17 protein-coding genes and 2 pseudogenes are annotated in these 23,138 nt (G+C 70.6%); 8 read left to right on the top strand and 11 right to left on the bottom strand.

The genetic code is table 11. The features are described 5' to 3' along the window. Positions 1-17: 17 nt before the first annotated feature. The 6 genes from ACZ3H8_RS04750 to ACZ3H8_RS04725 all read right to left on the bottom strand — a co-directional run bounded on the left by ACZ3H8_RS04750 (position 18) and on the right by ACZ3H8_RS04725 (position 6,036). Complete coding sequence (locus tag ACZ3H8_RS04750) at positions 18-908, bottom strand: PfkB family carbohydrate kinase (protein WP_467397965.1); 891 nt, start codon at positions 906-908, stop codon at positions 18-20. A gap of 17 nt (positions 909-925) precedes the next feature. Then, complete coding sequence (locus ACZ3H8_RS04745; RefSeq protein ID WP_467397340.1) at positions 926-1,918, bottom strand: zinc-dependent alcohol dehydrogenase family protein; 993 nt, start codon at positions 1,916-1,918, stop codon at positions 926-928. Continuing rightward, the gene (locus tag ACZ3H8_RS04740; protein WP_467397337.1) at positions 1,915-2,823 is read right to left on the bottom strand and encodes a carbohydrate ABC transporter permease; all 909 of its coding nucleotides are present in this window, start codon (positions 2,821-2,823) and stop codon (positions 1,915-1,917) included. Before ACZ3H8_RS04740 ends, ACZ3H8_RS04745 begins: the two co-directional genes overlap by 4 nt. Further along, the gene (locus ACZ3H8_RS04735; RefSeq protein WP_467397335.1) at positions 2,820-3,794 is read right to left on the bottom strand and encodes a carbohydrate ABC transporter permease; all 975 of its coding nucleotides are present in this window, start codon (positions 3,792-3,794) and stop codon (positions 2,820-2,822) included. The genes ACZ3H8_RS04740 and ACZ3H8_RS04735 overlap by 4 nt, the downstream gene beginning before the upstream one ends. Next, positions 3,791-5,149, bottom strand: a complete 1,359-nt coding sequence (locus tag ACZ3H8_RS04730; RefSeq protein WP_467397332.1) for an ABC transporter substrate-binding protein — start codon at positions 5,147-5,149, stop codon at positions 3,791-3,793. The genes ACZ3H8_RS04735 and ACZ3H8_RS04730 overlap by 4 nt, the downstream gene beginning before the upstream one ends. A gap of 125 nt (positions 5,150-5,274) precedes the next feature. After that, positions 5,275-6,036, bottom strand: a complete 762-nt coding sequence (locus ACZ3H8_RS04725) for a DeoR/GlpR family DNA-binding transcription regulator (protein WP_398982621.1) — start codon at positions 6,034-6,036, stop codon at positions 5,275-5,277. Positions 6,037-6,472: 436 nt separating this feature from the next. Here ACZ3H8_RS04725 and gndA point away from each other — a divergent pair, with 436 nt between their 5' ends. Then, complete coding sequence (gndA, locus tag ACZ3H8_RS04720) at positions 6,473-7,915, top strand: NADP-dependent phosphogluconate dehydrogenase (protein ID WP_467397329.1); 1,443 nt, start codon at positions 6,473-6,475, stop codon at positions 7,913-7,915. A gap of 297 nt (positions 7,916-8,212) precedes the next feature. On the opposite strand, the gene ACZ3H8_RS04715 is transcribed toward gndA, so the two are convergent. The 3 genes and pseudogenes from ACZ3H8_RS04715 to ACZ3H8_RS04705 form a co-directional block, all read right to left on the bottom strand. Further along, positions 8,213-8,845: an aspartate/glutamate racemase family protein gene (locus ACZ3H8_RS04715; RefSeq protein ID WP_467397326.1), complete on the bottom strand. Its 633-nt coding sequence runs from the start codon at positions 8,843-8,845 to the stop codon at positions 8,213-8,215. Between the two features lie 45 nt (positions 8,846-8,890). Next, the gene (locus ACZ3H8_RS04710; protein WP_467397324.1) at positions 8,891-9,235 is read right to left on the bottom strand and encodes a GNAT family N-acetyltransferase; all 345 of its coding nucleotides are present in this window, start codon (positions 9,233-9,235) and stop codon (positions 8,891-8,893) included. Between the two features lie 88 nt (positions 9,236-9,323). After that, a pseudogene (locus ACZ3H8_RS04705) lies at positions 9,324-9,461 on the bottom strand (RpiR family transcriptional regulator); the annotation flags it as partial. Between the two features lie 210 nt (positions 9,462-9,671). Here ACZ3H8_RS04705 and ACZ3H8_RS04700 point away from each other — a divergent pair. The 5 genes and pseudogenes from ACZ3H8_RS04700 (at position 9,672) to ACZ3H8_RS04680 (ending at position 19,084) form a co-directional block, all read left to right on the top strand. Continuing rightward, on the top strand, positions 9,672-10,094 hold the full coding sequence (locus ACZ3H8_RS04700; protein WP_467397321.1) for a DUF350 domain-containing protein: 423 nt from the start codon (positions 9,672-9,674) through the stop codon (positions 10,092-10,094). Positions 10,095-10,192: 98 nt separating this feature from the next. Further along, a complete protein-coding gene (locus ACZ3H8_RS04695; RefSeq protein ID WP_467397319.1) occupies positions 10,193-11,152 on the top strand; it encodes an alpha/beta hydrolase in 960 nt (319 codons plus the stop codon). Beyond that, entirely contained in the window at positions 11,149-13,218 is a 2,070-nt protein-coding gene (locus ACZ3H8_RS04690; RefSeq protein ID WP_467397316.1) for a vWA-MoxR associated conflict system protein, read from the top strand. Before ACZ3H8_RS04695 ends, ACZ3H8_RS04690 begins: the two co-directional genes overlap by 4 nt. Next, positions 13,215-14,151: pseudogene (locus ACZ3H8_RS04685) on the top strand (AAA family ATPase). Before ACZ3H8_RS04690 ends, ACZ3H8_RS04685 begins: the two are co-directional and overlap by 4 nt. After that, positions 14,144-19,084 (top strand): NaeI family type II restriction endonuclease, encoded by a 4,941-nt coding sequence (locus tag ACZ3H8_RS04680; RefSeq protein ID WP_467397314.1) that lies wholly within the window; start codon positions 14,144-14,146, stop codon positions 19,082-19,084. Before ACZ3H8_RS04685 ends, ACZ3H8_RS04680 begins: the two are co-directional and overlap by 8 nt. A 17-nt stretch (positions 19,085-19,101) precedes the next feature. On the opposite strand, the gene ACZ3H8_RS04675 is transcribed toward ACZ3H8_RS04680, so the two are convergent. Beyond that, complete coding sequence (locus ACZ3H8_RS04675) at positions 19,102-20,568, bottom strand: AlkA N-terminal domain-containing protein (RefSeq protein WP_467397312.1); 1,467 nt, start codon at positions 20,566-20,568, stop codon at positions 19,102-19,104. A gap of 256 nt (positions 20,569-20,824) precedes the next feature. Between ACZ3H8_RS04675 and ACZ3H8_RS04670 the strand changes: the two genes are divergently transcribed. Further along, positions 20,825-21,574, top strand: a complete 750-nt coding sequence (locus tag ACZ3H8_RS04670) for an SDR family NAD(P)-dependent oxidoreductase (RefSeq protein ID WP_467397310.1) — start codon at positions 20,825-20,827, stop codon at positions 21,572-21,574. 101 nt (positions 21,575-21,675) lie between these two features. After that, positions 21,676-22,122, top strand: coding sequence for an SRPBCC family protein (locus tag ACZ3H8_RS04665; RefSeq protein ID WP_467397308.1), 447 nt, complete (start codon positions 21,676-21,678; stop codon positions 22,120-22,122). A gap of 171 nt (positions 22,123-22,293) precedes the next feature. Here the strand turns inward: ACZ3H8_RS04665 and ACZ3H8_RS04660 are convergent, their stop codons facing one another. Further along, a complete protein-coding gene (locus ACZ3H8_RS04660) occupies positions 22,294-23,076 on the bottom strand; it encodes a VOC family protein (protein WP_467397305.1) in 783 nt (260 codons plus the stop codon). Positions 23,077-23,138 lie beyond the last annotated feature (62 nt).

The following is a 23,138-nucleotide window of genomic DNA, read 5'->3' as shown; positions in this document are numbered from 1 at the left end:
GGCGGGGGCAGGCCCGGTCAGGCGTGGGCAGGCGCCGAGGGCTCCGTGCCGGTCTGCGTGACCACGGACGCAGCGACCCTCGAGGCGTACTCCAGCATGGTCCCGGCACGCTCCGGGGACAGCGCGCGCTCCCAGCCTCCCGTGGTGCCGAGCCAGGCGAGGACGCCCGCCATGAACGCGTCCCCGGCGCCGATCGTGTTGACCACCTCGACCGGTACGGCCGGTACGGACACGGGCGGGCCGTCAGGGGTGTACGCGGCCGCGCCCCGCGCGCCGCGCGTCAGCACCACCAGCCGTCCCTCCGCGGCCAGCCGGCGGCAGCTCTGGTCCGGGTCGGTGTCCGGCCAGAGCCGCGCCAGGTCCTCGTCGCTGGCCTTGACGACATGGGCCAGCGCGCACAGCTCGCGTAGCAGCGCGAGGCCCCGGCGGGGGTCGAGCGTGCGGTCCTCGCGCACATTGGGGTCCACCACCAGCAGCGAGTGCCGGGCAGCCGCCTGCGCGGTCGAGGCGACGGCCTCCGCGGCCGGTTCGACGACCGCGGCCAGGCCTCCTGCGTACACCGCGCCGAAGCGGCCGACGTCGGCCGCCCGGTCCGGGAAGCGGAAGGTCGCGGTGGACTGGAGGTGGAAGTGGTAGCCGGTTCCCGCCTCCCCCGGGTCGGCGACGGCCAGCGTCGTGGGGAGGTCGGAGCGGGCGCAGAGGCTGAGATCCACGCCCGCGTCCACCAGCCGCCGCTCGATGGCCCGCGCGAAACCGTCGCCGCCGAGGGCTCCGGCGAACGCGACCGGCCTGCCGAGGCGGGCCAGGCCGACCGCGACATTGGCGGGGGCGCCGCCCGGCTGTGCGCGCCGGACCTCCGGGTCACCTGCCACGGGGACGAGATCGATGAGCGCCTCGCCGAGCACCATTACGGCATCGGACCCGCTCACGGCTCCACCACGATCTTGCGGCCCTGTCCCGCCTTGAACCGGTCGATGGCCTGCGGGTACTGCTCCAGCGGCAGCCGGTCGCTGATGAAGACGGACGGATCGAGCACCCCGGTGGCGAAGAGCGCGGCGGCCCGCTCGTAGCTGTGCAGCACCGCCATGGAGCCGGTGATGGTGATCTCCTGGTTGTAGATCCGGTACGGCTCGATGACCGCGGTCGTCGCATAGTCGGCGACCCCGAACTGCAGGAAGGTGCCTCCCTTGGCGACCCGTCCGAGACCGTCCTGGATGGCACCGGCGTTGCCGGTCGCGTCGATGACGAAATCCCAGCCGCCCGGCTGGTCCAGCTCCTCGGCGGTGGCTGCCGAGCGGGAGCAGCCGAGCAGAGAGGCCGTGGCGAGGCGGTCCGGATTGATGTCGAGTACGTCCACGCCCGTAGCGCCGGTGCGCTTGGCAAGCTCCAGCATCATCAGGCCCATGGTCCCCGAGCCGTAGATCAGCACGTTGGACCCGAGGGTGCTGCTGCTCAGGACGTCGTATCCGCGGACCGCGCAGGACAGCGGCTCGATCAGCGCCGCGTCCTTGACGTCGATGTGGTCGGGCAGCCGTATGCAGTTCGCGACGGGCGCGACGGCGAACTCGGCCGCGCCGCCGGGCACGGTGACGCCGATGGCGGCCCAGCGGTCGCAGAGGTTGCCGCGTCCCGCCCGGCAGTAGCGGCATTCGTGGCAGTGCAGGGACGGGTCGACGGCGACACGGTCACCGACGGCCAGTTCGGTGACGTCCCTTCCGATGCCCACGACCTCGCCGGCGAACTCATGGCCGGGCAGGATCGGCAGGGTCGGCGCGAACTCGCCCTGGAGAATGTGCAGATCAGTGCCGCACAGACCGCACGAGGCCACGGAGACGACGACCTCCCGCGGTCCCGGTGTGGGGTCGGGAACCGTCGTGACGGAGACCTTGCCAGGGGCTTCGACGATCGCTGCCCTCATTTAACAGCTCCAAGAGAGAGGCCCTGGACAAGCTTGTCCTGGGCGGCGTAGCCGGCGGCGAGGACCGGCAGGGACACAACGACGGACGCGGCGCACAGCTGGGCGAGGAAGAGCCCCTGGCTGGTGACGAATCCGGTCAGATAGACGGGTGCGGTCTGGGCGACGACGCCGGTGAGCACCCGGGCGAAGAGCAGCTCGTTCCAGCTGAAGATGAAGCAGATCAGCGCGGTTGCGGCGATCCCCGGAGCGGCCACCGGCGCGACCACCCGGGCCAGGACCGTGGGCAGCCGCGCGCCGTCCACCTGAGCGGCCTCGATGATCGAGACCGGCACGTCCGCGAGGAAGGACTGCATCATCCACACCGCGATCGGCAGATTCATCGAGGTGTAGAGGAGGACGAGGAGCCAGATGTTGTCCAGCATCCCGGCGTTCTTCGCGAAGAGGTAGATGGGCAGCAGACCGGCGACCACCGGCAGCATCTTGGTGGAGAGGAAGAAGAACATCACGTCCGTCCACTTGCGTACGCGCCGGATGGAGAGCGCGTAGGCCGCGGGGAGGGCGAGGACGAGTACCAGCAGGGTGGAGAACGCGGACGCGGTGAGGGAGTTGATCAGGGACGGCCAGGGGCTCGGTCCGCCGCCCGCGCCGAAGAACTCCCGGTAGCCGGCCAGGGTCAGCGGCGCGGCGAGGGAGGGCGGATTGGTGGCCGCGTCCGCTTCCGAGTGCAGTGAGGTCAGCAGCATCCACACGGCCGGCAGACAGAACCCGATGCCTGCCACCCAGGCCAGCAGGCCCAGCGCCGTGGAGCGGCGCCTGGCCCGGCGCGCGGCGGGCGGCAGGGGCTCCGGGCGGGCTGCCTTCGTCGTGGGTTCGGGTGCCGGAGCGGGCGCGGTGTGAGCGGTCATGCGCGGTTCGCCTCCTCACGGAAGAGGGACGAGACCACCCGGAGCGCGAACGTCGCGATGATCATCGTGCCGATCACGACGACGACTCCCGCGGCGGACGCCAGTCCGTACTCGTGGGCTTGGTAGAAGGTCTGGTAGATCGTGTAGGGGAGGTTGGCGGTGCCGAGGCCTCCGGAGGTGATCGTGAACACCGCGTCGAAGTTCTGGACGATGTACACGGAGCCGAGCAGGACGCCCAGTTCGAGGTAGCGGCGCAGATGCGGCAGGGTGAGGTAGCGGAAGGACTGCCAGCTGCTCGCTCCGTCGAGGTGCGCGGCCTCCATCATGTCGGCGGGCCGGCTCTGCAGTCCCGCGAGCAGGATCAGCATCATGAACGGCGTCCACTGCCACACGAGGGCGGCCTCGACCGCGATCAGCGGCATGCCGGATATCCAGTCCGGCTGGGCGGGGGTGTCGTCGCCGAAGAGCCCGGCGATCCAGGTCCAGGCGCCGTTGAGGAGCCCGTACTCCGGGTTGTAGAGCGCGTGCTTCCACAGCAGCGCGGCCGAGACCGGGACGATCAGGAAGGGCGTGATGAGCAGGGTGCGCACCATGCCGCGTCCGAAGAAGGTGCGGTCGAGGAGCAGGGCGAGCCCCAGACCGAGCACCACGGTCGCGATGACGACGCTCGCGGTGAGCAGGACGGTGGTGAAGACCGAGTCGCGCAGCTCCGCGTCGGTGAACACGGAGGTGTAGTTGGACAGTCCGGCGAAGCTGCGCTCGTCGGGGCTCAGTGAGTTCCAGTCGAAGAGCGAGATCACCAGCGTCGCGATGAACGGCAGTTGGGTGACCGCGATCAGGAAGACCAGGGCCGGCAGGAGCGGCGCCCGGGTGGCCCAGGCCCGCACTCCCCCCTTTCTCCGCTTCGTCTGCCGCGTCTGCTTCGACCGGACCGTGGGGGACGGCGGCTGTGTGGTGACGGAGGCACTCACTGCTGCTCCTTGCCGACCTTCTCGGCCAGCTTCTGCGACTTGGCCAGGGCCTGGTCGACGGACTGGCGGCCGGCGATGGCCGCGCTGATCTCCTGCGAGACCTTGGTGCCCAGATCGGTGAACTCGGGGATGCCGACGAACTGGATTCCGGCCGCCGGGCGGGGCTGAGTGCCGGGGTTCTCCGGATTGGCGCTTGCGATGGCCTTCTCGGTGATGTCCGCGAAGGCGCCCGCGGCCTTGCGGTACTCCGGGTTGGCGTAGGTGGAGGCCCGCTTGCCCGCGGGCACATTGGCCCAGCCGCTCTTCTCGCCGACCAGCGCCTCGTACTTCTTGCTGGACGCCCAGGAGATGAACTTCCAGGCGCTGTCGGACTTCTTGGATGCCTTCTGCATGCCCCAGGCCCAGGTGTAGAGCCAGCCGGAGCTCTCCGTCTTCTCCACCGGCGCCGGTACGTAGCCGATCTTGCCCTTCACCGGGGACCCGGACGCCTCCAGGGAGCCCGCTCCGGCCGTGGCGTCGTACCACATAGCGGTCTTGCCCTGTGTCATGTTGTTGAGGCACTCGGCGTATCCGGACTGGGCCGCGCCCGCTTCACCGTGCTCCCGCACCAGGTCGACGTAGAACTGGGTGGCCTTCTTGAACTCCGGGGAGGTGAGCTTCGCCTCCCAGTCCTCGGTGAACCAGGTGCCGCCCATGGTGTTGACGACAGTGGTGAGCGGGGCGATAACCTCGCCCCAGCCGGGGAGTCCGCGCAGGCAGATGCCCTTCATCCCGCTCTCGGCGCCGTCCGCCTTCGCAGCGAGGTCGGCAACCTGCTGCCAGGTGGGCTGCGCCGGCATCTTCAGCCCCTTGTCGGCGAAGACGTCCTTGCGGTACATGAGGAAGGACGACTCGCCGTAGAAGGGCTCGGCGTAGAGCTTTCCGTCCTTCGCGGTGAGCGATTTCCGCAGCGGCTCGAGGATGTCGTCCTGGTCGAAGGCGGTGTCCTTCTTCGCGTACTCGTCGAGCCCGTGCAGCCAGCCGTTCTTGGCATAGAACGGCACCTCGAAGTTGCTGATGGTGGCGACGTCGTACTGGCCCGCCTGGTTGGAGAAGTCCTGACTGATCTTGTCTCGGACGTCGTTCTCCGGGAGCACCGTGAAGTTGACCTTGATGCCGGTCTCTTTGGTGAAGTTGTCCGCGGTCAGCTTCTGCAGTTCGACCATCTGCGGGTTGTTCACCATGAGTACGTTCACTGCCTCGTCCCCCGCGGAAGAGGAGGCGCCTGCTCCGCTGCACCCCGCGAGAAGTGCCATGGCGGCCGTGCCGGCGCCCGCGCTCAGGCGGATTCCACGTCGTCGTCGCTGGAGGTGCATGATTTCTCCTGATCATTCGTAACGGCTCGGTGATCGGTGGTTCAGGACATGACGGCTTTGCCCTCGGCCGGGCGGCCGGGGATCAAAGGCCTATGGGGTAAGGCAGTTGTGCGGCATAGGCGTGCTCAGACGCGGATGACCTGCGGGCCGAGGAGGGAGTAGCGCTGCGCCTCGGCCGAGGGCAGGCCCGCGTCGGTGACGATGGCCTCGAAGTCGCCGACGTCGGCGAAGCGGCAAAAGCTCACCGCCCCGAACTTCGAATGGATTCCGGCGAACACGCGGCGGCGTGCGCTGCGCATGGCCTGTGCCTTGACCTCGCTCACCGCGGGGTCCGGTGTGGTCAGTCCGTACTCACGGGAGATGCCGTTCGCGCCGACGTACGCCAGATCGATGACGAAGTCGGCGAGCATCCGGGTGGCCCAGTGGTCGACCGTGGCCATGGTGCCGCCGCGGACGCGCCCGCCGAGCAGCAGCACGGAGATCTTCTCTGCGTCCGCGAGGACGGTCGCCACCGCCAGGGACGCGGTGACGACGGTCAGCGGCCGGTCCCGCGGCAGCGCTTCGGCGACGAGCTGCGGGGTGAAGCCCTCGTCGACGAAGACCGTCTCGGCGTCACCGAGCAGATCGGCGGCGGCCGTCGCGATCCGTGACTTCTGCGGCACATGACGGGTGGTCCGCACAGCGAGCGTCGTCTCGAAACCGGCGGACTCGACGGGGTAGGCGCCGCCGTGCGTACGCCGCACCAGACCGTGTTCCTCCAGGGCGTGCAGATCCCGCCTGATGGTCTCCTTGGCCACCTGGAACTGGCCGGCCAGCCGGTTGACATCGACCGACCCGTCCCGCCGGGCCGTCTCGAGAATTCCCCGTCGGCGTTCCTCGGTGTCCACGGCACACCTCCCTGCTTCTGTCCTGTAGCGCGATCCATGCGCGGTCCATGCGCTGTCCGTGCGCTGGCGGTGCGCTGTCGGTACTTCCGGGCCCGGCGTCCGTTCGGGCTCATGCGTCGTTTGTACAAGCAGGCACGCCCGCTCGACCAGGCTCTTCGCTGGATTTGCTGTGCCCGTTCTTGCCCGTTTCGGCGAAGCCGTCGGCGCTGGTAGTGCGGGCCGGGGCACGCATCGCGGCGCAGCGCGCTGCCCGCTTGGCACCATTTGGGCGTCCGAACGGTGCCCGCGGGCGGACACTGGAGCGACGGCGCGATTCAGCCGTCCCGGAATGCGGAAGCGTCCGGAGGGCTTGAGGATCGATGAATGGCCGGCTCCGCCTGTACGTATGCGTAGGGGCGGGACATGGATTTTCCGACGGACATCCAGGAGCACACTGATGAGTGGAACAGCCCAGATCGGCGTCACGGGGCTCGCGGTGATGGGCCGCAATCTCGCCCGCAACTTCGCGCGCAACGGCTTCACGACCGCCGTGCACAACCGCACTGCGGCCAGGACGCGCGAGCTGGTCGAGGAGTTCGGCGCCGAGGGCACGTTCGTGGCCGCCGAGTCGGCCGAGGAGTTCGTCGCGGCCCTGGAGCGCCCGCGCCGCCTGGTGATCATGGTCAAGGCGGGCGATCCGACGGATGCCGTGATCCAGGAGTTCGCGCCGCTGCTGGAGGAGGGCGACGTCATCATCGACGGCGGCAACGCCCACTTCGCCGACACCCGGCGCCGAGAGAAGGAACTGCGGGAGCGCGGCATCCACTTCGTGGGCACGGGTATCTCGGGCGGCGAGGAGGGTGCGCTGCACGGGCCGAGCATCATGCCGGGCGGCTCGGCCGAGTCGTACGCCTCGCTCGGCCCGCTGCTCGAGAAGATCGCCGCGAAGGCTCCCGACGGCACCCCGACCGTCGCGCACATCGGCCCGGACGGCGCCGGCCACTTCGTGAAGATGGTGCACAACGGCATCGAGTACGCCGATATGCAGCTGATCGCCGAGGCGTACCACCTGCTGCGCGCGGTCGCGGGCTACTCCCCCGCGCAGATCGCCGAGACCTTCCGCACCTGGAACACCGGGCGGCTCGACTCGTATCTGATCGAGATCACGGCGGAGGTGCTGGCGCACACGGACGCGGCGACCGGAAAGCCCTTCGTCGACATCGTCACCGACCAGGCGGAGCAGAAGGGCACTGGCCGCTGGACGGTGCAGATCGCCCTCGATCTGGGGGTACCGGTCTCCGGCATCGCTGAGGCGGTCTTCGCCCGCTCGCTCTCCGGGCACGCGGACCTGCGCGAGGCCTCACACTCCCTGCCCGGGCCGACGGCCCGGCCGCTGGGCGAGGCGGATGCCGCGCGCTTCGCCGACCAGGTCGAGCAGGCGCTGTACGCGTCCAAGATCGTGTCGTACACGCAGGGCTTCCACCAGATCCAGGCGGGCAGCGACGCCTACGACTGGGACATCGACCTCGGTTCGGTGGCCGCGATCTGGCGGGCCGGCTGCATCATCAGGGCGGCGTTCCTCGACCGCATTCGCGAGGCGTACGACACCCGCCACGACCTGCCGAGTCTGCTGTCGGACAAGCAGTTCGCGGAGGAGATCGGAGCGGCGCAGGACGACTGGCGCGAGGTGGTCTCTGCGGCCGCCCGCCACGGCGTCCCGACGCCGGGCTTCTCGGCGGCCCTCTCGTACTACGACGCCCTGCGCGCCGAGCGGCTGCCCGCGGCGCTCACCCAGGGCCAGCGTGACTTCTTCGGTGCGCACACCTACCGGCGGACCGACCGCGAGGGTTCGTTCCACACCCTGTGGGGCGGCGACCGCTCGGAGGTGCACACCGACTGATCAGCGCTGCGGGCCGATTCAGCTCGCCGGACCAGGCTGGGGTTCGGGCTCCGGCGGCGGTACGGGTTCGGGGCCGGGGCCCGGCGGCTGCGGAATGGGGTCGGGCGCGGGTCCCGGCGGAGGCGTCGGCACCGGCCCCGGTCCCGGCAGCGGTCCGGGATCAGGTCCGGGCGGTCCCGGCGACGGGATCGGCGAAGGCGGGACAGGTGGGTGGGTCATGCCAGACCTCCAACGGTTCAAAGTCGTGCGTTCCCAATGTCTCCCGGTGCGCGTGCCCACGCGCGCCGGGTCCAGTCATCATGATCCGTACCTGGCGGCCAGGGCGGCGGCCCGCAGCCCGGACCGCGGGCTGGACAGGACGGGGACGTCGGTCGTCGTACGGTCTGCCGCGTCCGCCATCGACGCCTGGGCCAGCACGATGACATCCGTGGCGGGCACCCCGTCGACCGCGGCGGCCACGGCGTCCAGATAGCCGTCGCGGTCGCCCGCCTCGAGGCGCTCCCAGGCGCCTGCGACGAGCAGCGTGCGGACGTCGACCGCGCGGCCCGCGGCCTCTTCGCGGATCAGTGCGACTGTCGGCTGCAGGGTGCTGCGCAGGGCGGCGACCACCACGATCCGGTTCGCCGCGGCGGCCGCGGCTGCCATCGGGCGGTCCACCCGCAGCACCACAACGCCGAGGTCGGCGGCGCACGCCTCGGCGACGCCGCCGATCGTGGAGCAGGTGACGAGGACGGCGGCCGCACCCTCGGCGACGGCCCCGGCGAGCACGGCGGCGACGGCCGGCGCGACCGCCTCGGGGCCCTCCGCCCGGGCCCGGGCGAGGAGATCCTCGTCAACGAGATGACGCAGCGCGAGACCCGGATGGTCCTCGTCCCGCAGGGCGTCGAAGACCGTGACATGGACCGGGGAGGTGTGCAGCAGCGCCAGCATGGACCGGATGCTAGAGCGTGTCTGGAAGTAGCGCCGTCCGCCCGGTCACCAGAGCTGCGGCTGGTCCTTCAGCTGCTCCTCCGCCGTGCGCACCAGCTCGGCCGGCGGCTTGGGGGCCTCGTCGGGGTGGCTGTGGGCCCACTTGGCCGCGTACGGGCACAGTGGCACGACGGGCACGCCCTCGCGCGCCGCCATCGCGTAGAACTCGCGCACCAGTGCGCTCGCGATGCCCTTGCCCTCGTACTCCGGTTCCACCACGGTGTGCACGGCGACCAGGGCGGCCGGCGTGGCGTCGAGAGTGAAGTAGGCTATATGGCCGGTGACTTGACCGTCCTCGTACGCCTCCAGGAGCCCCCTCTGCCGGTTGTCGCGGATGTCGGGTTCTGCCATGGCGGCTGTCTCCTTCGGGCTGTCGGAACAGGTCGGACGACGGCACCGACAGCGTACGGGGCGACTCCCCGGCAGCGTCCGTGAGCTGCTCATCGGGCTGATCCTGCGCCCTCCTGCCGACCACCGCGGCCGCGGCGAGCGCACTGCCGAGGAAGGCGACGGCCACCACCCACGGCTGGTCGAAGCGGTGCCTGGTCGCGTGATCGAGGGAGTAGCGGCCGCCGCCCCCGAACCAGCTGGTCATGGATGTCTCCCTGTGCTGACGCGGTCAGGTGGTGCGTACGGGATCCACTCTCGTACGAGTCCGGCCGCCGTCCGCTGCGCTGCTGCGCCATACGGGTGACACGGACCAGGTGATCCACTGGCCGGAACCGTGCGGTAGATTTTGCGCGCCCTTGACCAGCATCAACTTATCGACACGGAGACCGTCCCCTCAATGAGCGACATCCTCAACGGACTTGGCCGCGCGAGCGCGTACGGCGCCCTCGGTGTGGTCCTCCTGATCCTCGGCATAGTCCTGGTCGACCTGCTGACGCCCGGAAAGCTGGGCCGGCAGATATGGGAGGACCGCAACCGCAATGCCGCGCTGCTGCTGAGCTCCGCGCTCCTGGGCATCGGCGGCATCGTCTTCACCTCGATCTGGACGACGTACGACAACTTCGGCAAGGGCCTCGCCTCCACCGCCGCGTTCGGTCTGCTGGGCCTGGTGATGATGGGGGTGGCGTTCCTGGTGGTGGACCTGGTCACGCCGGGCAAGCTGGGCGCGACGCTGGTCGAGCCGGAGCCGCATCCGGCGGTGTGGGTGACCGCGTCCTGCAACCTGGCGGTCGCGGCCATCGTCTCGGCGTCCATCGCCTGAGGTCGGCCAACAGCGCAGACACGCACAGCGACCAGCAGGGCAGTTGATATTCTCGGAGCTCGCCCGGAGCCCCCGGGCGGGGGCTTTAGGGGGGAACCATGAAGCCGCGTCTGGTGTTCGTGCATGGCATCGGCGGTCCGCGGGACGCCGATGCCGAACTCGACGCCTGGCTGCACGCGTTGGCCGACGGCGCCCGCGCCGCGGGCCATTCGCGCCGGGTCCTGGATCTGGTGCAGGAGTGGGCGGCGGATGCTCGATTCGCGTACTACGGCGATCTGTTCGACACGCGCGGCGCCCAGGGCGCGACGGGCTGCCCCGGCTCGGACGAGGAGACGCAGCTGGTCGGTGAGTGGCTGCTGGAAGCCCTCGACGAGCGGCTGGCCGAGACCGGCACCGACGAAGAGGTCCGTCTGCTGCGCCACGCCCGGGCCCAACTCGTCCCCGAGGGCGTGTCGCAGGGCCTCGGGGAGGTCGGCCGGCATGTGCTCAACGCCGCGAACACCCTGCTGTCGCTGCCCGGGCTGCGGACCTTCGGCGGCTGGGCCGGCGCCGGACTGATGGTCCTCCAGCTCCGCCAGGTGGCCCGCTATCTGCGCCGCGCCGAACCGGACGAGGCGGGCCTGACCCTCGACGCCCGGATCCGCCGCCGCGTCGAGGAGGCACTGGACCCCGCCGGACCCACCCTCGTCGTCGCCCACTCCCTGGGCACCGTCGTATCGCTGGAGACGCTGCACGCGCACCGGGGACGCGTACCGCTGCTGGTCACCCTCGGTTCGCCGATGGGGATGCGTACGGTGGTGCAGCCCAGGGTGCGCCCGCAGCCGTTGCGGGTGCCCGGCTCGGTCGACCGGTGGCTCAACTTCTGGGACCGGGACGATTTCATCGCGGGACGGCCGCGGCTGGAGAAGTTCGTACGCCCCAACGACCGGTCCGTACTGCCCGTCAGCAGGCGCGTCGACTCGGACGGCGTGTGGGTGCACCCCGCCGCCAAATATCTCGCGCAGCCGGCCGTCGCCGGACCGGTCGTCGAGGCGATCGAGGCAGCCGCGATCGCATGACAGCGCCGACTCCCCGCCGCCACACCCTGGTCATTGCCCCGCAGTGCGCAGAGTTGGGGCTGCTCGACGGCCTGGAGGAGGTGGCACGGTCTCTGCACGGCTCGTTCACGGACCGCTGGACCGGCGCGTGCACTCCGGCCACCGCATCGTCGCTGCTGTACGGCCCGTCCGTCGGCCAGGCGCAGATCGAGGCCGCGGTCCGCGCCGCTGCCCAGCAGGCGGGCGAAGCGGGAGCAGTGCTCGTCCTCGCCCTGATCGGCCACGGCATCACGCCCGGCCAGAACCCCACGCTGTATCTGATGGCGGGCGACTCGCGGGCCGGTGTGATCGGCTCCGCTGTGAACGTCGGGGAACTGCTGGCCCAGGCCCTTGAGACACCGGGACTGCCAGGCGTGATCGCACTCGTCGACACCTGCCACGCCGGGGGCGCCACGCCGGACCTCAAGGCGCTGGACGCCGGGGTGCGCCAGGGCGCGACCCGGCTCTCGCTGCTGATGTCCGTTGGTGCCGCGCAGAATGCGTACCGGCTCGCCTTCACCCGGGGCCTCGTCCGGGTGCTCGCCGAAGGCATCGGCGGCGCGGGCGAGTTCCTGCGGCCCGCGACGGTGCTCGATGCCGTACGGGACGCCGTGCCGGGTCAGGACGCCCGCCTCGTGGAGTACGACGGCGCGCAGTTCGGCGAACGGCCCTGGCTCGCGCGCAACGCCGGCCACCTTCTGCGGTCCGGGTCGGTGCTCGGGCCACTGGCGACCGATGAGCTCGACCAGGCGCTGGAACCTCTGGGCGGCGCTGCCCTGCTGACCGCGCCCGTCACCGGCGCCGATGTGCTGGAGCGGCTGCGCGTCACCCTGCGCGAGCGTCCGCCGGGGAGCGCCGCCGAGCTGGCCTGGGCGCTGCGTGTCCTCGACGGTCTGCTGGACGGCCTGCGCACCATCGACCTGCTCACCTCGTGGCCGGGCCGGCCGCTGACGTCCGAGCGGCTGCGGCGCGCGATGTCGGCCGCGGCGGGCCGGTCCGGTGCGGGGCTGCCGGACGCCTCGGGGAGCGAACTGCTGCGGGACGCCGTGGAGTACCTGCGGCTGCGCGCTCCACGTGTCGACGAGACGCGCACCACTCGCCTGGCGGTCTTCGTCGCGGCGCTCGCCACCGAGGACCAGCCGGTCCCTGACAGTCCCCGGCTCACCGCCTGGGCGCACTCCATCGGCGCCGAAGTCGAACTCAACGACGCCTTCGAGGCGTTGCGGCAGCAGGGCACCAGATCGCGACTGCGACTGGTCGTCAGCCTGCATGCAGCCGTCGCCGACGAATGGCCCGAGACGCTTGACGCCTGGCTCCTTGACCGCGGCGATGTGCACGCACACAAGGAGTTCGACTGCGCCCCCGACCAGAGGGGGGTCGAGCAGCGGCTGGCCGGCGTGCTGAAGTGGGCGTCCCTGCAGGCCAGAACGATGGGCGTACGGCTGCAGCGGGTCGAGGTCGCCGCCTCTGCCGCGCTGCTGCTGCGCTGGCGGCCCGAGGAGACGGACTTCGGCGAGCGGCTCGGTGTCGCCTACGACGTGGTGCTGCGCTGGAGCGAGCGTCTGTGCCCGCCGGACCATCTGTGGTGGATCAATGCGCGGGCCAGGGAGAAGCTCGAGGCGATGAGCGCGTGCGGAACGGGCGGCGCGCCCGTGGACTGGCTCGGCGAGCAGGAGACAGGACAGGCCCAGGAGCTCAGGACGCGGCTCGGGCACGGCGCGTACGCGCGAGCGGTCGCTCTGGAGCACCGGCCGGCGCGGTTCGAGCAGGTGATGGAGGTACTCCTGGCGTACGCCCCGATCGTGCTGTGGCCGGGCGGCGAAGGCAGCGTGCCTGACAGGTCCCGGGACAGCCTCGACAGGTTCTGGCATCTGCTGCCCACGGAATTCAGCGAGGCCTACCGCCGCAGCTGGGGACAGAACACATCGGCGGAGTCGGACGGCCGGGAACATCTCGCGCAGTGGCGCTCGGTGTGGCACGACTCCGAATGGCTCGACTTCTGCGACTGGTTCGAGCAGTTCACTACCGAGGGGGAGAACTCCGCATGACCTGGCAGCCTTTCTACGTCGGGGACGGCACGCCGCGCGATGTCGACCTCGGCGAGCCGCCTCCGTGGCGGAGCTTCCCCCGGCAGGCCCTGCACAAGCAGTTCCAGCCGCCGCCGGGTCTGGTCAAGGCGGTCAACGCCGCGCTGGCGCTGCGCCGGCCGCTGCTGGTGACGGGCGCGGCGGGTTCCGGCAAGTCCACGGTGATCGAGCAGGTCGCGGCGGAGCTGAAACTCGGCGACGTACTGCGCTGGCACATCACCTCGCGCAGCACCCTGACGGAGGCGCTGTACCGGTACGACGCCTTGGGCCGCATCCACGCCCAGCGACTCGACGGGCCCGGTGGCAGCGACGACATCGCGCCCTTTTCTGCAGATGGGCCCGCTGGGCACGGCGCTACTCCCGGCGCAACGCCCGCGGGCGCTGCTGATCGACGAGATCGACAAGAGCGATCTGGATCTGCCGAGTGATCTGCTCGATGTGCTGGAGCGCGGGGAGTTCGAGATCCCCGAACTCGCGCGGTACAAGAGCGAGATCGTCGAGGTGCGGGAGTGGGACGGCGACACGCGCCGCCCGGTGGAGCGCGGGCTCGTCCAGTGCGACAGCTTCCCGTTCATCGTGATGACCAGCAATGGCGAACGGGACTTCCCCGCGGCCTTTCTGCGGCGCTGCATCCGCTACACCATGCCGCAGCCGACGGTCGATGCGCTGCGCCGGGTCGTCGAGGCGCATCTGCAGGTCGGTGCGGATACGGATCGGTCCGGGGCGGCCGACCTGTTGATCGAGGCCTTCGCCGAGCGCATCGCGGCGGGCGAGAGCCTGGCGATCGACCAGCTCCTCAATGCCGTGCACCTGCTGACCGGCGGCAGTGCTCCTGCCGGAGAGGACCAGCGGGAGGTCATGGACCTCGTCCTGCGCGAGCTGTCGCGTGCCTGAGGAGGCGTCGCTGGCGCGGGCGGTGGCGGCGCTGCGCGCCGCGGCGCCGGAGCTGGACGGGACTGCGTTGGCCGATGCGCTGTGGCTCGCGGCGCAGGACGGACCGGCGAAGGCGGTGTCCGGTGCGCCTTCGCCGGAACAGTCCGCCGAGGCGGCAGACGCACCGGAGCCGGTGGCGGAGGCTGCCGTGCCGCCGCCCTCGGGTGCGGGAGCGGCCGCCTCCGAGCGTGCCCTGCACGAGCGGCTCGCCGGCGCGAGCTCGCGGGTCCGGGGCGACGCGGTTGCCGCGTCACGGGCCGCGGGCCTGCCGCAGGCGCTGGAGGTGACCCGCGCCCTGCGGCCGTGGAAGCGGCCGTGGCGTCAGGGCCGCCGGCCCGCCCTCGACATCGACGCCACGGTGGACGGCTATGCCCGCAGCGGGGAGCTGATCCCGGCGTTCAGGGCGGCGCCGGAGCGGTGGTTCGACCTCGTACTCGTGGTGGACAGCTCCCCCGCCATGCAGGTGTGGCACGAGACGATCGCCGACTTCACCGCCGTACTGGACCGGCTCGGCGCGTTCCGTACGCTTCAGGTGCGCGATCTGACTTTCGGGGACGAAGGCCCCGAACTCCGCGACGGCCAGGGCCGGTTGACGGGGACGGGCCAGCTACGGTCGCCCTACGGCCGTCGGCTGGTGGTGGCCGTTTCCGACTGCGCGGCACCGGGGTGGCGGGAGCCGAACGTGTGGCGGCAGCTGCGGGAGTGGTCCCTGACGACGCCGGTCGCCCTGCTCAATCCGCTGCCGCCGAAGCTGTGGCGCCGGACGGGTCTTGATCTGCCGACGGTGCGGGTCGCGCCCGGGGCACCGGGCTCGGTCAACTCCCATCTGGTCTTCGATCCGCCGCCGTTGCTGCCCGACGGTGATGACGGCCCGTGGCTGCCGATCCCCGTGCTGTCGCTGTCTCCCCACTCCCTGGACCGCTGGTCGCGCACTCTGATGCGCACGGCCCCTGAGGGGTGCGGCGCGGTACTCGTCCCGCCGGGTGGCCGCACGGCGACTCGTCGCCGAGCTTCTCGTTCATCGGCTGCCGACGCGCGCGCTGATGGCTTCCTGCGTACGGCTTCGCCCGCGGCGGCGCGCCTGGCTGTGCTCTGCTCCGCCTTCGACCGGCTGAGCATGCGCCTGCTGCATCTCATCCGCCAGGAGCTGGTGCCCGAGGCAACGACAGCGGATGTCGCCGAGCTGCTCACCAGCGGGCTCTTCCCGCTCGGCACGGATACGGCAGGAACGGTCGAGCTGGCCCTGCCCGAAGAGGTGCAACAGCGGCTGAGACGGGAGCTCGCGGAGCACGAGGTGTGGCGGATCAACCGGGCGCTGAGCCGACATGTGTCGTCCCAGGGGGCCGGGGTTGGGCAGCTTCCGTCGGTGGCGCACAACCCGGAGGGGACGTCGGAACTCCCGGCGGAACTGCAGCCGTTCGGGCAGGCGTCACGGCGGACGCTGGAGCTGCTGGGGCTGTCGGCGGAGGTGGGCGAGCCGCTTCGGGCGGGATCCGGGAGACCGGTGCCGGCTCAACTCCCGGCGGAAACTGTGGAGTTCTTCGTGGGTCGCGAAAGGCCCCTTGAGGAGCTGCTGCGCTTCCTCACCTCGCCGGGATCACCAGTCGTGTGTCTGGCGGCACGTGGAGGTACGGCGGGCGCGGGCAAGACCACACTGGCCCTGCGCGCCGCCCACATGGCGAAGAGCCATTTCCCGGATGGCCAGCTCTTCGTGGACCTGCGAGGTTCCAGTTCGCGCCCACTGGATCCCACCCCGGTGCTGGTCGGCTTCCTTCAGGCGCTGGGCGTACCGCTCGAGTCCATTCCCGGCACCATCGATGAGCTTGCAGAGTTGTACCGCGAGACCCTGGCCGGGCGCCGGGTGCTGCTCGTACTGGACAACGCCCACAATGCGTCGCAGGTGGCGCCGCTGCTTCCTGGCGCGGACTCTCCCGGCTGTGCGGTCGTCGTCACCAGCAGGCAGGCGATGCCACGCCTCCGTGCCAATGTGATCCAGATCGCCCCGCTGGACGAAACGCACGGGCTGACCCTGTTGAGCCTGCTCACAGGACGGCGGGGGCTCAGCAGTGCGGAACGCATGGAGCTCGTTACGGGCTGTGGCGGATGGCCGCTGCCGATTGCCTTGATCGCCAAGTGGATCGCCACACGAGAGACGCCTGCCACGCACCGGATTGCGCTGGGGCTGAAGAGCACCGACCCCACCGATTCGGCTTTGGATGCCGCCCTCAAGCTGCGCTTCAACCATTTGGACTCCGGGCTCGCGCGGGCTTTGCTGCAGCTCGCCCTGATGGACACCGCGCAGCTGACGATTCATGAGGTCGCCGCCGTGCTCGACCTGCCCCTCCGATCGGCGCTCGAGATCGTCAACGTACTTGTCCATCACGGTCTGCTGGAGCGCTCCGGACTTCCTGATCGGTACCCGTACCAATTCCACGACGAAGTACAGCGCTTCGCCCGGCAGCGAGCCTGGGGCGAGTCGGACGCCATGGAACGGCTCCTCAGCCACTACAGCAGGGAGGCAGTGCGCGCCTGCAAGGCGGATCGCCCGGGTGACCTGCTCGCCGACCGCCTGGGGCTCATCGACTCCGACGAAGCCGCCGTCGCGAGGGGCAGTGGCCTTGAGCGGCTTCTTGATGAGTTCCCCCATGTGCTGACTGTGCTGTCTGCCGACGACGTCGGCCGTAGCGTCGCCCCGCGCATCCGTGCAAATCTGCTGCTGCTGCTCAGAGATCTGGCAATGTCTCCCTTCCACGCGGCGCGGTACCGCAGCGCCGCGCTCACCATCTCCGACGACACCATCACGGCCGGGGACAGCCTGAGCCATGCGAGAGCTCAAGTAGCCTTGGCTCACAGCCTTTTCTCGGCGGGGTTGGAGTCGGAGGCGCGGGTCGCCCTGGAGACGGCCGCCACGGAAGAAGACCCCGCGACAGCAGGGATCGTCGCTCACCTCTTCGGGACCATCGCGCAGCGCGAGGGCGACTACGCGCGCGCGGCGGACCACTTCACACGGTCGTGTGCCATTGCCCATGCCGACCGTGACCGCTTCGCAGAGGCAGCGGCGCTCGACGGCCTTGCCCGGCTCCACCTGGAGCGCGGGGCGGCCGATCGTGCGGTCGATGCGGCCACTCGCGGGCTGGGGCTCCTGCGAGCACTGGGCATCTCGCTGCGGGTCGCCGAGCTGCTGCGCGTACTCGCCGATGCGCACTCCCAACTCGGCCACCACACCGAGGAGCTGGAATGTCTCTCCGAGACCGTGGCGCTGTTCCGGGAACAACGTCATCACCAGGAAGTGGGCCTGACACTCCTGCGCGTGGCCCAAACCCATCTGGCCACCGGCGACCTTCAGTCGGCGCACAGCGCCGCCCAGGCGTCGGCCGTGACGCTCGTCCAGACGGGCAACGCCTCCTATGAGGCAGAGGCCTTGATCGTACTCGGCCTTGCCCTCCATCACTCGGGTGACAGGGACACCGCCCGGCAGCGCTGGCAGGAGGCGCTGGCAGTCTCTCTGACGGCCGATGACAGCAGCCGGGTGGCCGAACTGCAGGAGCTCCTGCGGACCGAAGAAACCAGTCCGCCAGTCACCGGCCGCGCGAGCCGGCGGCCCCTACCGACCGTCGTCGCGGTCCACATCCAGGACTTCGCCGCTCAGCGGCTCGCCGACCAGCGAGTTCTGCTCAACAGCCTTGACGAGGCCCTGACCGCTGCTGGGGTGGACCGGAGCGTTCGCCGGATCCCGTTCGGGGGCGGCACCGTGCTCTATGCCTTCCCTTCGGACGTGCCGATCGCGCAGATCCTGGCCGGGCTGATGGACGACCTGCCGGGAGCGCTCGACACCGTCAATCGGCTGCAGGGCTCCCCCCGGCTCGTTGTGCGGGTGGTCCTCGACACCGGGCCGACGGAGAGCGATGTGCCGGACCTTGCCGTGGACACCGCGCTCAAGCTGCTCGACTGCCCCGACCTCGACTCGGCCGCATGGGCCTCGGGCGCTTCCCGTACGGTGTGCGTCTCCGCGGCAGCCATGGAGGCCGCGCTGCGACACCCCGATACGACGTTGTCGACGGAGCGTTTCGCACGGTTTCGCATCGTCGAAGAGGACGAGACGCTGGACGCGTGGCTCCAGTTCCCGGACCCGACACCGCTGGTGGACGACCAACTCCAGTACATGCGCGAAGCGTTCCTGACCGAGGACCCCGACGGGCACCGCATGGGGAAGTTGCTCAGAGACTGCCTCGACAAGGTCATCGACGGCTCTCGGACCGGTCGCTTCGACCCGGGTGAGCTGACGCCCACCGAGCGCAGCTACCTTTCCGAGAATGTGGAGCTGGCAGTGCGGGCGGAATTCGCGCTGCCGGACATCGAGTTCGACGTCCGCTTCTCACTCAACGGTCCGCGCTGGATGTTCCCGCCCGCGGCGGAGAACGAGCTCTCCCTCGTGCTGCACGCCGACGACGAGCGGTCCCGGTGGTCGGCCGGACTGATTCGTGTCCGGCCCGAGCTGCTGGTGGACGCCGCAAACCAGGACGGAAAGAGAGCCCTCCGCAGGCATGCCCTGCTGCGGGCCGTGGAATGGCTCCACCAGGACGCCGAGCTGCCGGAGAATCTTCTCCTCCAACTCTCCGAGGAAGACCGCACCGCAATCCTCACCCAGGCATCGGGTGCCGCCCGCGGGGCCGAGCTCTTCCGGCGTGTGACAGGGCGCCGGGTCTCGACGGAGACACTGCGCACGGTGACGGCGCACCTCGACTTCTCGCGCCGGATCCGGGACGCACAACGCGTTCTGGCCGATGAGGGCATCGAGGTCCTCAGTCATCTGCCGCAAGACCGTGAGCGAGCGCGACTGATGGGGCTTCCCGTCCCGGAGCCGGGCGAGTGGGTGAGCTTCCGCACGCCGTAGACCGATATGCCCTCACGTCACGGCGTGATCCAGAAGTGGTGCATCGCGTACGAACTCCAGGGCCGCCACCCCTCCGCATCCTCCGCCTCCGCCCCGGCGCGCCGCATCCCCGCCCGGATCGCCGCGTCCCCCGTCAGCAGCACGTCCGGGTCGCCGAGAGCGCGCATCCGGATGTAGCCCGCCGTCCAGGGGCCGATGCCTGGCAGTGCGAGCAACTGCCGCTCCGTCTCGTCCCGGTCGGCGCCCGGGTCCAGGGCCACCGCGCCCTCCGCGAGCGCGGCCGTCAGCGTACGCAGCGTGGCGCGCCGCGCGTCGGGCATCTCGAGTTCGTTCAGCGCGGCCGCCGCAAGCTCGTCCACGCGCGGGAACAGATGCGTGAGCCCGCCGCTCGGCTCGCACAACCGCTCTCCGTACACAGCCACCAGCGCGTCACCGAGTCGCCGACCCGCCGCCACGGAGACCCCCTCACCCAGCACTGCCCGTACGGCGAGTTCGTGCGGGTCGGCCGTGCCGGGGGCGCGCAGGCCTGGGCGTGCGGCGACCAGCGGGGCGAGCGCCGGGTCCGTGCCCAGTCGTTCGGCGACGGCGCACGGGTCGGCGTCCAGGTCGAACAGGCGGCGCATGCGCTGCGTGGCCGTCGTCAGGTCGCGCAGGTCCGCGAGGTGCAGCCGGCATTCCAACCAGCCTCCCGGGCCCGGCTGTTCGCCGACTTCGGCGACGCCGGGGCCGCCGGGCAGCCGCAGGGTGCGCCGGTAGACGCGGGAGCCGCGCTCGCCGACGAGTTCCTCGATTCCGGTGACGGCGCGGCGGCCCAGGTAGTCGAAGACCTCAACGGCGGCGTAGGGACCGCGGTGCGCGAGCCGCAGCGGCACTCCGGCAGCGGCACCGTTCTCGGGGGCGACCGGGCCGAAGCGTGAGCTGTGGCCGGGCCGGGCGGAGCGGAGTTCGCTGGGGGTGGCCGCGTAGATCTCCCGGATGGTGTCGTTGAACTGCCGTACGCTCGCGAACCCTGCCGCGAACGCGATCTCCGCCGCCTGCATGGTGGTCGTCTGCAGCAGCACGCGCGCGGTGTGGCCGCGCTGGGCCCGGGCCAGGGCGATGGGGCCCGCGCCGAGTTCCGCGTTCAGCTGGCGCTGCACCTGGCGGGCGCTGTAGCCCAGGCGGCTGGCGAGGCCCGCGACACCCTCGCGGTCCACGATGCCGTCGCCGATCAGCCGCATGGCGCGGCCGACGACGTCGGCGCGGGTGTTCCACTCGGCGGAGCCGGGCACGGCGTCGGGGCGGCAGCGGCGGCAGGCCCGGTAGCCGGCGCCCTGGGCCGCCGCGGCCGTCCGGTAGAACGACACGTTCCGGCGCTTGGGCGTGATCGCGGGACAGCTCGGACGGCAGTAGATCCCGGTGGTGGAGACGGCGAAGAAGAACACGCCGTCGAACCGGGCGTCCCTGCTGCTCACCGCCTCGTACCTGCTGTCCTCGATCGTCATACGGCCAGTATGGACACTGCGCCGGGCGCTCGGCTGGCGGAAATCGGACGTGACGTTCGACCTGGGACGGTCACCCGGCAGTCCTGGGTGACGGCTCAATCATGCAGTCGACGTCTCAGTGACTGAACAACCGTCGTGCACATCCCAGTTGAGAGCGCACGCACGCAACGCGCTGTTCCTTGACACGACTTCATGCGATCCGTAGCGTCCCGTACACGGATAAGATTATTGGTCACATACAAGAACGGATGGGGCTGTGGGTCCAAGGCAGATCGTGGTGTCGGGAGGCGGTACGGGCATCGGACTCGCGGTGGCCGAGGCGTTCGCCGCGGACGGTGACAGGGTCACGCTGCTCGGCCGGCGCGAAGAGGTGCTGCGCGCGGCGGCCGAGAAACTCAACGCCACCCACGGGGACGGCACGGCGAGCTGGTGCCCGGCCGATCTGTCCGAGCCGGAGCAGGTCCGCCGCGCGGAGCGGTTCATCACCGAGCGCAGCGACGCGGTCGACGTCCTGGTGACCAACGCGGGCGGCAATGCCGCACCCTCGCACGACGGAACGCTCGAAGGCATCGCGGACGGCTACCGCCGCAACTTCGCCGCGAACGTCCTCACCTCGGTCCTGCTCACGGAGGCGCTGCTCCCCCATGTCCGGCGGCCCGGCGGCCGGATCATCCATCTGTCGTCGATCGCGGCACTGCGGGGCCCGGGTTCGTACGGCGGATCGAAGGCCGCGGTCAATACGTACACCTTCGACCTGGCCCAGAAGCTCGGCCCGGAGGGCATCACGGTCAACGCCGTCGCGCCCGGATTCGTGGCCGGCACCGAGTTCTTCGGCGACCGGGCCACGCCGGAGTTCATCGCCTCGCGGGTGGCCCAGTCCCTGACGGGCAGGCCCGGCCTCCCCGCGGAGATCGCTGCGTCGGTGCGGCATGTCGCGTCGCCCGAGGCGGCGTATCTGACGGGCCAGATCCTGCACATCAACGGCGGCGCGGCGCTGGGCCGCTAGGACGGCCCCTGACCAGTTCGCGCGTCTGCCCGGACTCTCCTGACATGTCTGGGATGATGCCCGCACGCCGCCCCCGGGCGCGAGCGATCACTGGAGGAGTCATGGCCGGTCAGTTCGAGGCAACGGTCGAGATCGACCGCCCCATCGAGGAGGTCTTCGCCTTCCTCGCCGACGGAAAGAACGATCCCAAGTTCAGCCCCAGGGTGCAGGAGATCGCGAAGTCGCCGGAGGGCCCGACCGCGGTGGGCACCGTCTTCGAGAGCACGGTCAAGGACGCCGGGATGAAGACCAAGCGGCAGTTCCGGATCAGCGAGTTCGTGCCGCCCACCAAGATCCGCTGGACGGAGATCTCGAAGAACCTCGTGACGGCCGACGAGGGCGGATACGACCTGGAGTCGACCCGCGACGGCAAGACCCGCGTCCGCATCTTCAACAGGCTCGAAGGCCATGGCATCGGCAAGCTGCTCGTGGGCCTCGCCCTGAGCGCGGCACGCAAGGACGCCGACGCGTTCGGCCGGCGGATCAAGGCGGCCGTCGAGGCGTCCTGAGCGGACCCGCGGCAGCTGTGACCGTACGGTCCGTGGGGCCGAAGCATCCTCCGCACCCGCACGGCACCCGCACCGCACCCGTACCCGCTCTGGCTCGCCGAGCGCTTCGCGTGACCGGAGCAGAAAAAATCCTGGCGCAGGACCGGCAGGTCAGCGGGCGCGGCCGGCCCGTCAGCGGGCGCTGTGCACGATGGCCAGGGGTGCGCCGAAGGGGTCCAGGAACATCGCAATGCGGCCCACGCCCTCCGCGTCCATCGGCGGGATGAGCGTGGTGGCACCGCGCTCGGTGGCCTTGGCGAAGGTGGCGTCGACGTCGGCCGCTTCGAAGTACGGATGCCACTCCGAGCGGGAGCCCGCGTCCAGGTTCTCCTGCGGGAGCTGCATGATGCCGCCGTGCATGGCGTCCTGGCCTCCGCCCGCCGGGGAGACGACGGTGTAGTCGACGCCGGCGAACGGCATGTCCTGGAAGTCCCACGAGAACACGGAGCGGTAGAAGTCCTTCGCGACGGCTGCGTCCGTGGTGTAAAGCTCGACCCAGCTCAGCGTATTCACATCGGTGACCGCGCCCAGGCCCTTGGTGTCGCCGGGCTGCCAGACGGCGAATTCGGCACCGGTCGGGTCGGTGTACGCCGCCATCCGGCCTTCGGTGAAGACGTCCATCGGCTGGAGGCGGACCGTGCCGCCGGCCTGCTCGACAGCTTTGGTGGTGGCGTCGGCGTCGGCGGTCAGGAAGTACGGCGTCCACGCGGAGGTCGCGCCCTCCTCGGTGAGCGGCCCGATCGCGCCGACGGTCTTCCCCTCCAGCTGGAAGAAGCCGTACCCCCCGGCCTCCGGCCCCATGGTCCGCAGCTCCCAGCCGAACAGGTCCCCGTAGAAGGCTGCGGCCGCGTCCAGGTCGGGGCTTCCCAGGTCGAGCCAGTTCGGCGCGCCCGGGACGTATGTGGTGGTCAGCATCGCAATTCTCCTCCCGCGAGTGCGCGGTGGATGACGTATGTGGTCAGTCGCCTTCAGCATGC

The sequence above is a fragment of the Streptomyces sp. NPDC002868 genome, from assembly GCF_055563295.1.
The sequence above is the reverse complement of the archived record's forward strand: the minus strand, read 5'-3'. Positions and strand labels throughout refer to the sequence as shown.

Bases quoted from the DNA above. Each gene is read 5' to 3' on its own strand.
- ACZ3H8_RS04750 (WP_467397965.1), bottom strand. From the start codon at position 908: ATGGTGCTCGGCGAGGCGCTCATCGATCTCGTCCCCGTGGCAGGTGAC.
- ACZ3H8_RS04745 (WP_467397340.1), bottom strand. From the start codon at position 1,918: ATGAGGGCAGCGATCGTCGAAGCCCCTGGCAAGGTCTCCGTCACGACG.
- ACZ3H8_RS04740 (WP_467397337.1), bottom strand. From the start codon at position 2,823: ATGACCGCTCACACCGCGCCCGCTCCGGCACCCGAACCCACGACGAAG.
- ACZ3H8_RS04730 (WP_467397332.1), bottom strand. From the start codon at position 5,149: ATGCACCTCCAGCGACGACGACGTGGAATCCGCCTGAGCGCGGGCGCC.
- gndA (WP_467397329.1), top strand. From the start codon at position 6,473: ATGAGTGGAACAGCCCAGATCGGCGTCACGGGGCTCGCGGTGATGGGC.
- ACZ3H8_RS04715 (WP_467397326.1), bottom strand. From the start codon at position 8,845: ATGCTGGCGCTGCTGCACACCTCCCCGGTCCATGTCACGGTCTTCGAC.
- ACZ3H8_RS04710 (WP_467397324.1), bottom strand. From the start codon at position 9,235: ATGGCAGAACCCGACATCCGCGACAACCGGCAGAGGGGGCTCCTGGAG.
- ACZ3H8_RS04700 (WP_467397321.1), top strand. From the start codon at position 9,672: ATGAGCGACATCCTCAACGGACTTGGCCGCGCGAGCGCGTACGGCGCC.
- ACZ3H8_RS04695 (WP_467397319.1), top strand. From the start codon at position 10,193: ATGAAGCCGCGTCTGGTGTTCGTGCATGGCATCGGCGGTCCGCGGGAC.
- ACZ3H8_RS04690 (WP_467397316.1), top strand. From the start codon at position 11,149: ATGACAGCGCCGACTCCCCGCCGCCACACCCTGGTCATTGCCCCGCAG.
- ACZ3H8_RS04675 (WP_467397312.1), bottom strand. From the start codon at position 20,568: ATGACGATCGAGGACAGCAGGTACGAGGCGGTGAGCAGCAGGGACGCC.
- ACZ3H8_RS04665 (WP_467397308.1), top strand. From the start codon at position 21,676: ATGGCCGGTCAGTTCGAGGCAACGGTCGAGATCGACCGCCCCATCGAG.
- ACZ3H8_RS04660 (WP_467397305.1), bottom strand. From the start codon at position 23,076: ATGCTGACCACCACATACGTCCCGGGCGCGCCGAACTGGCTCGACCTG.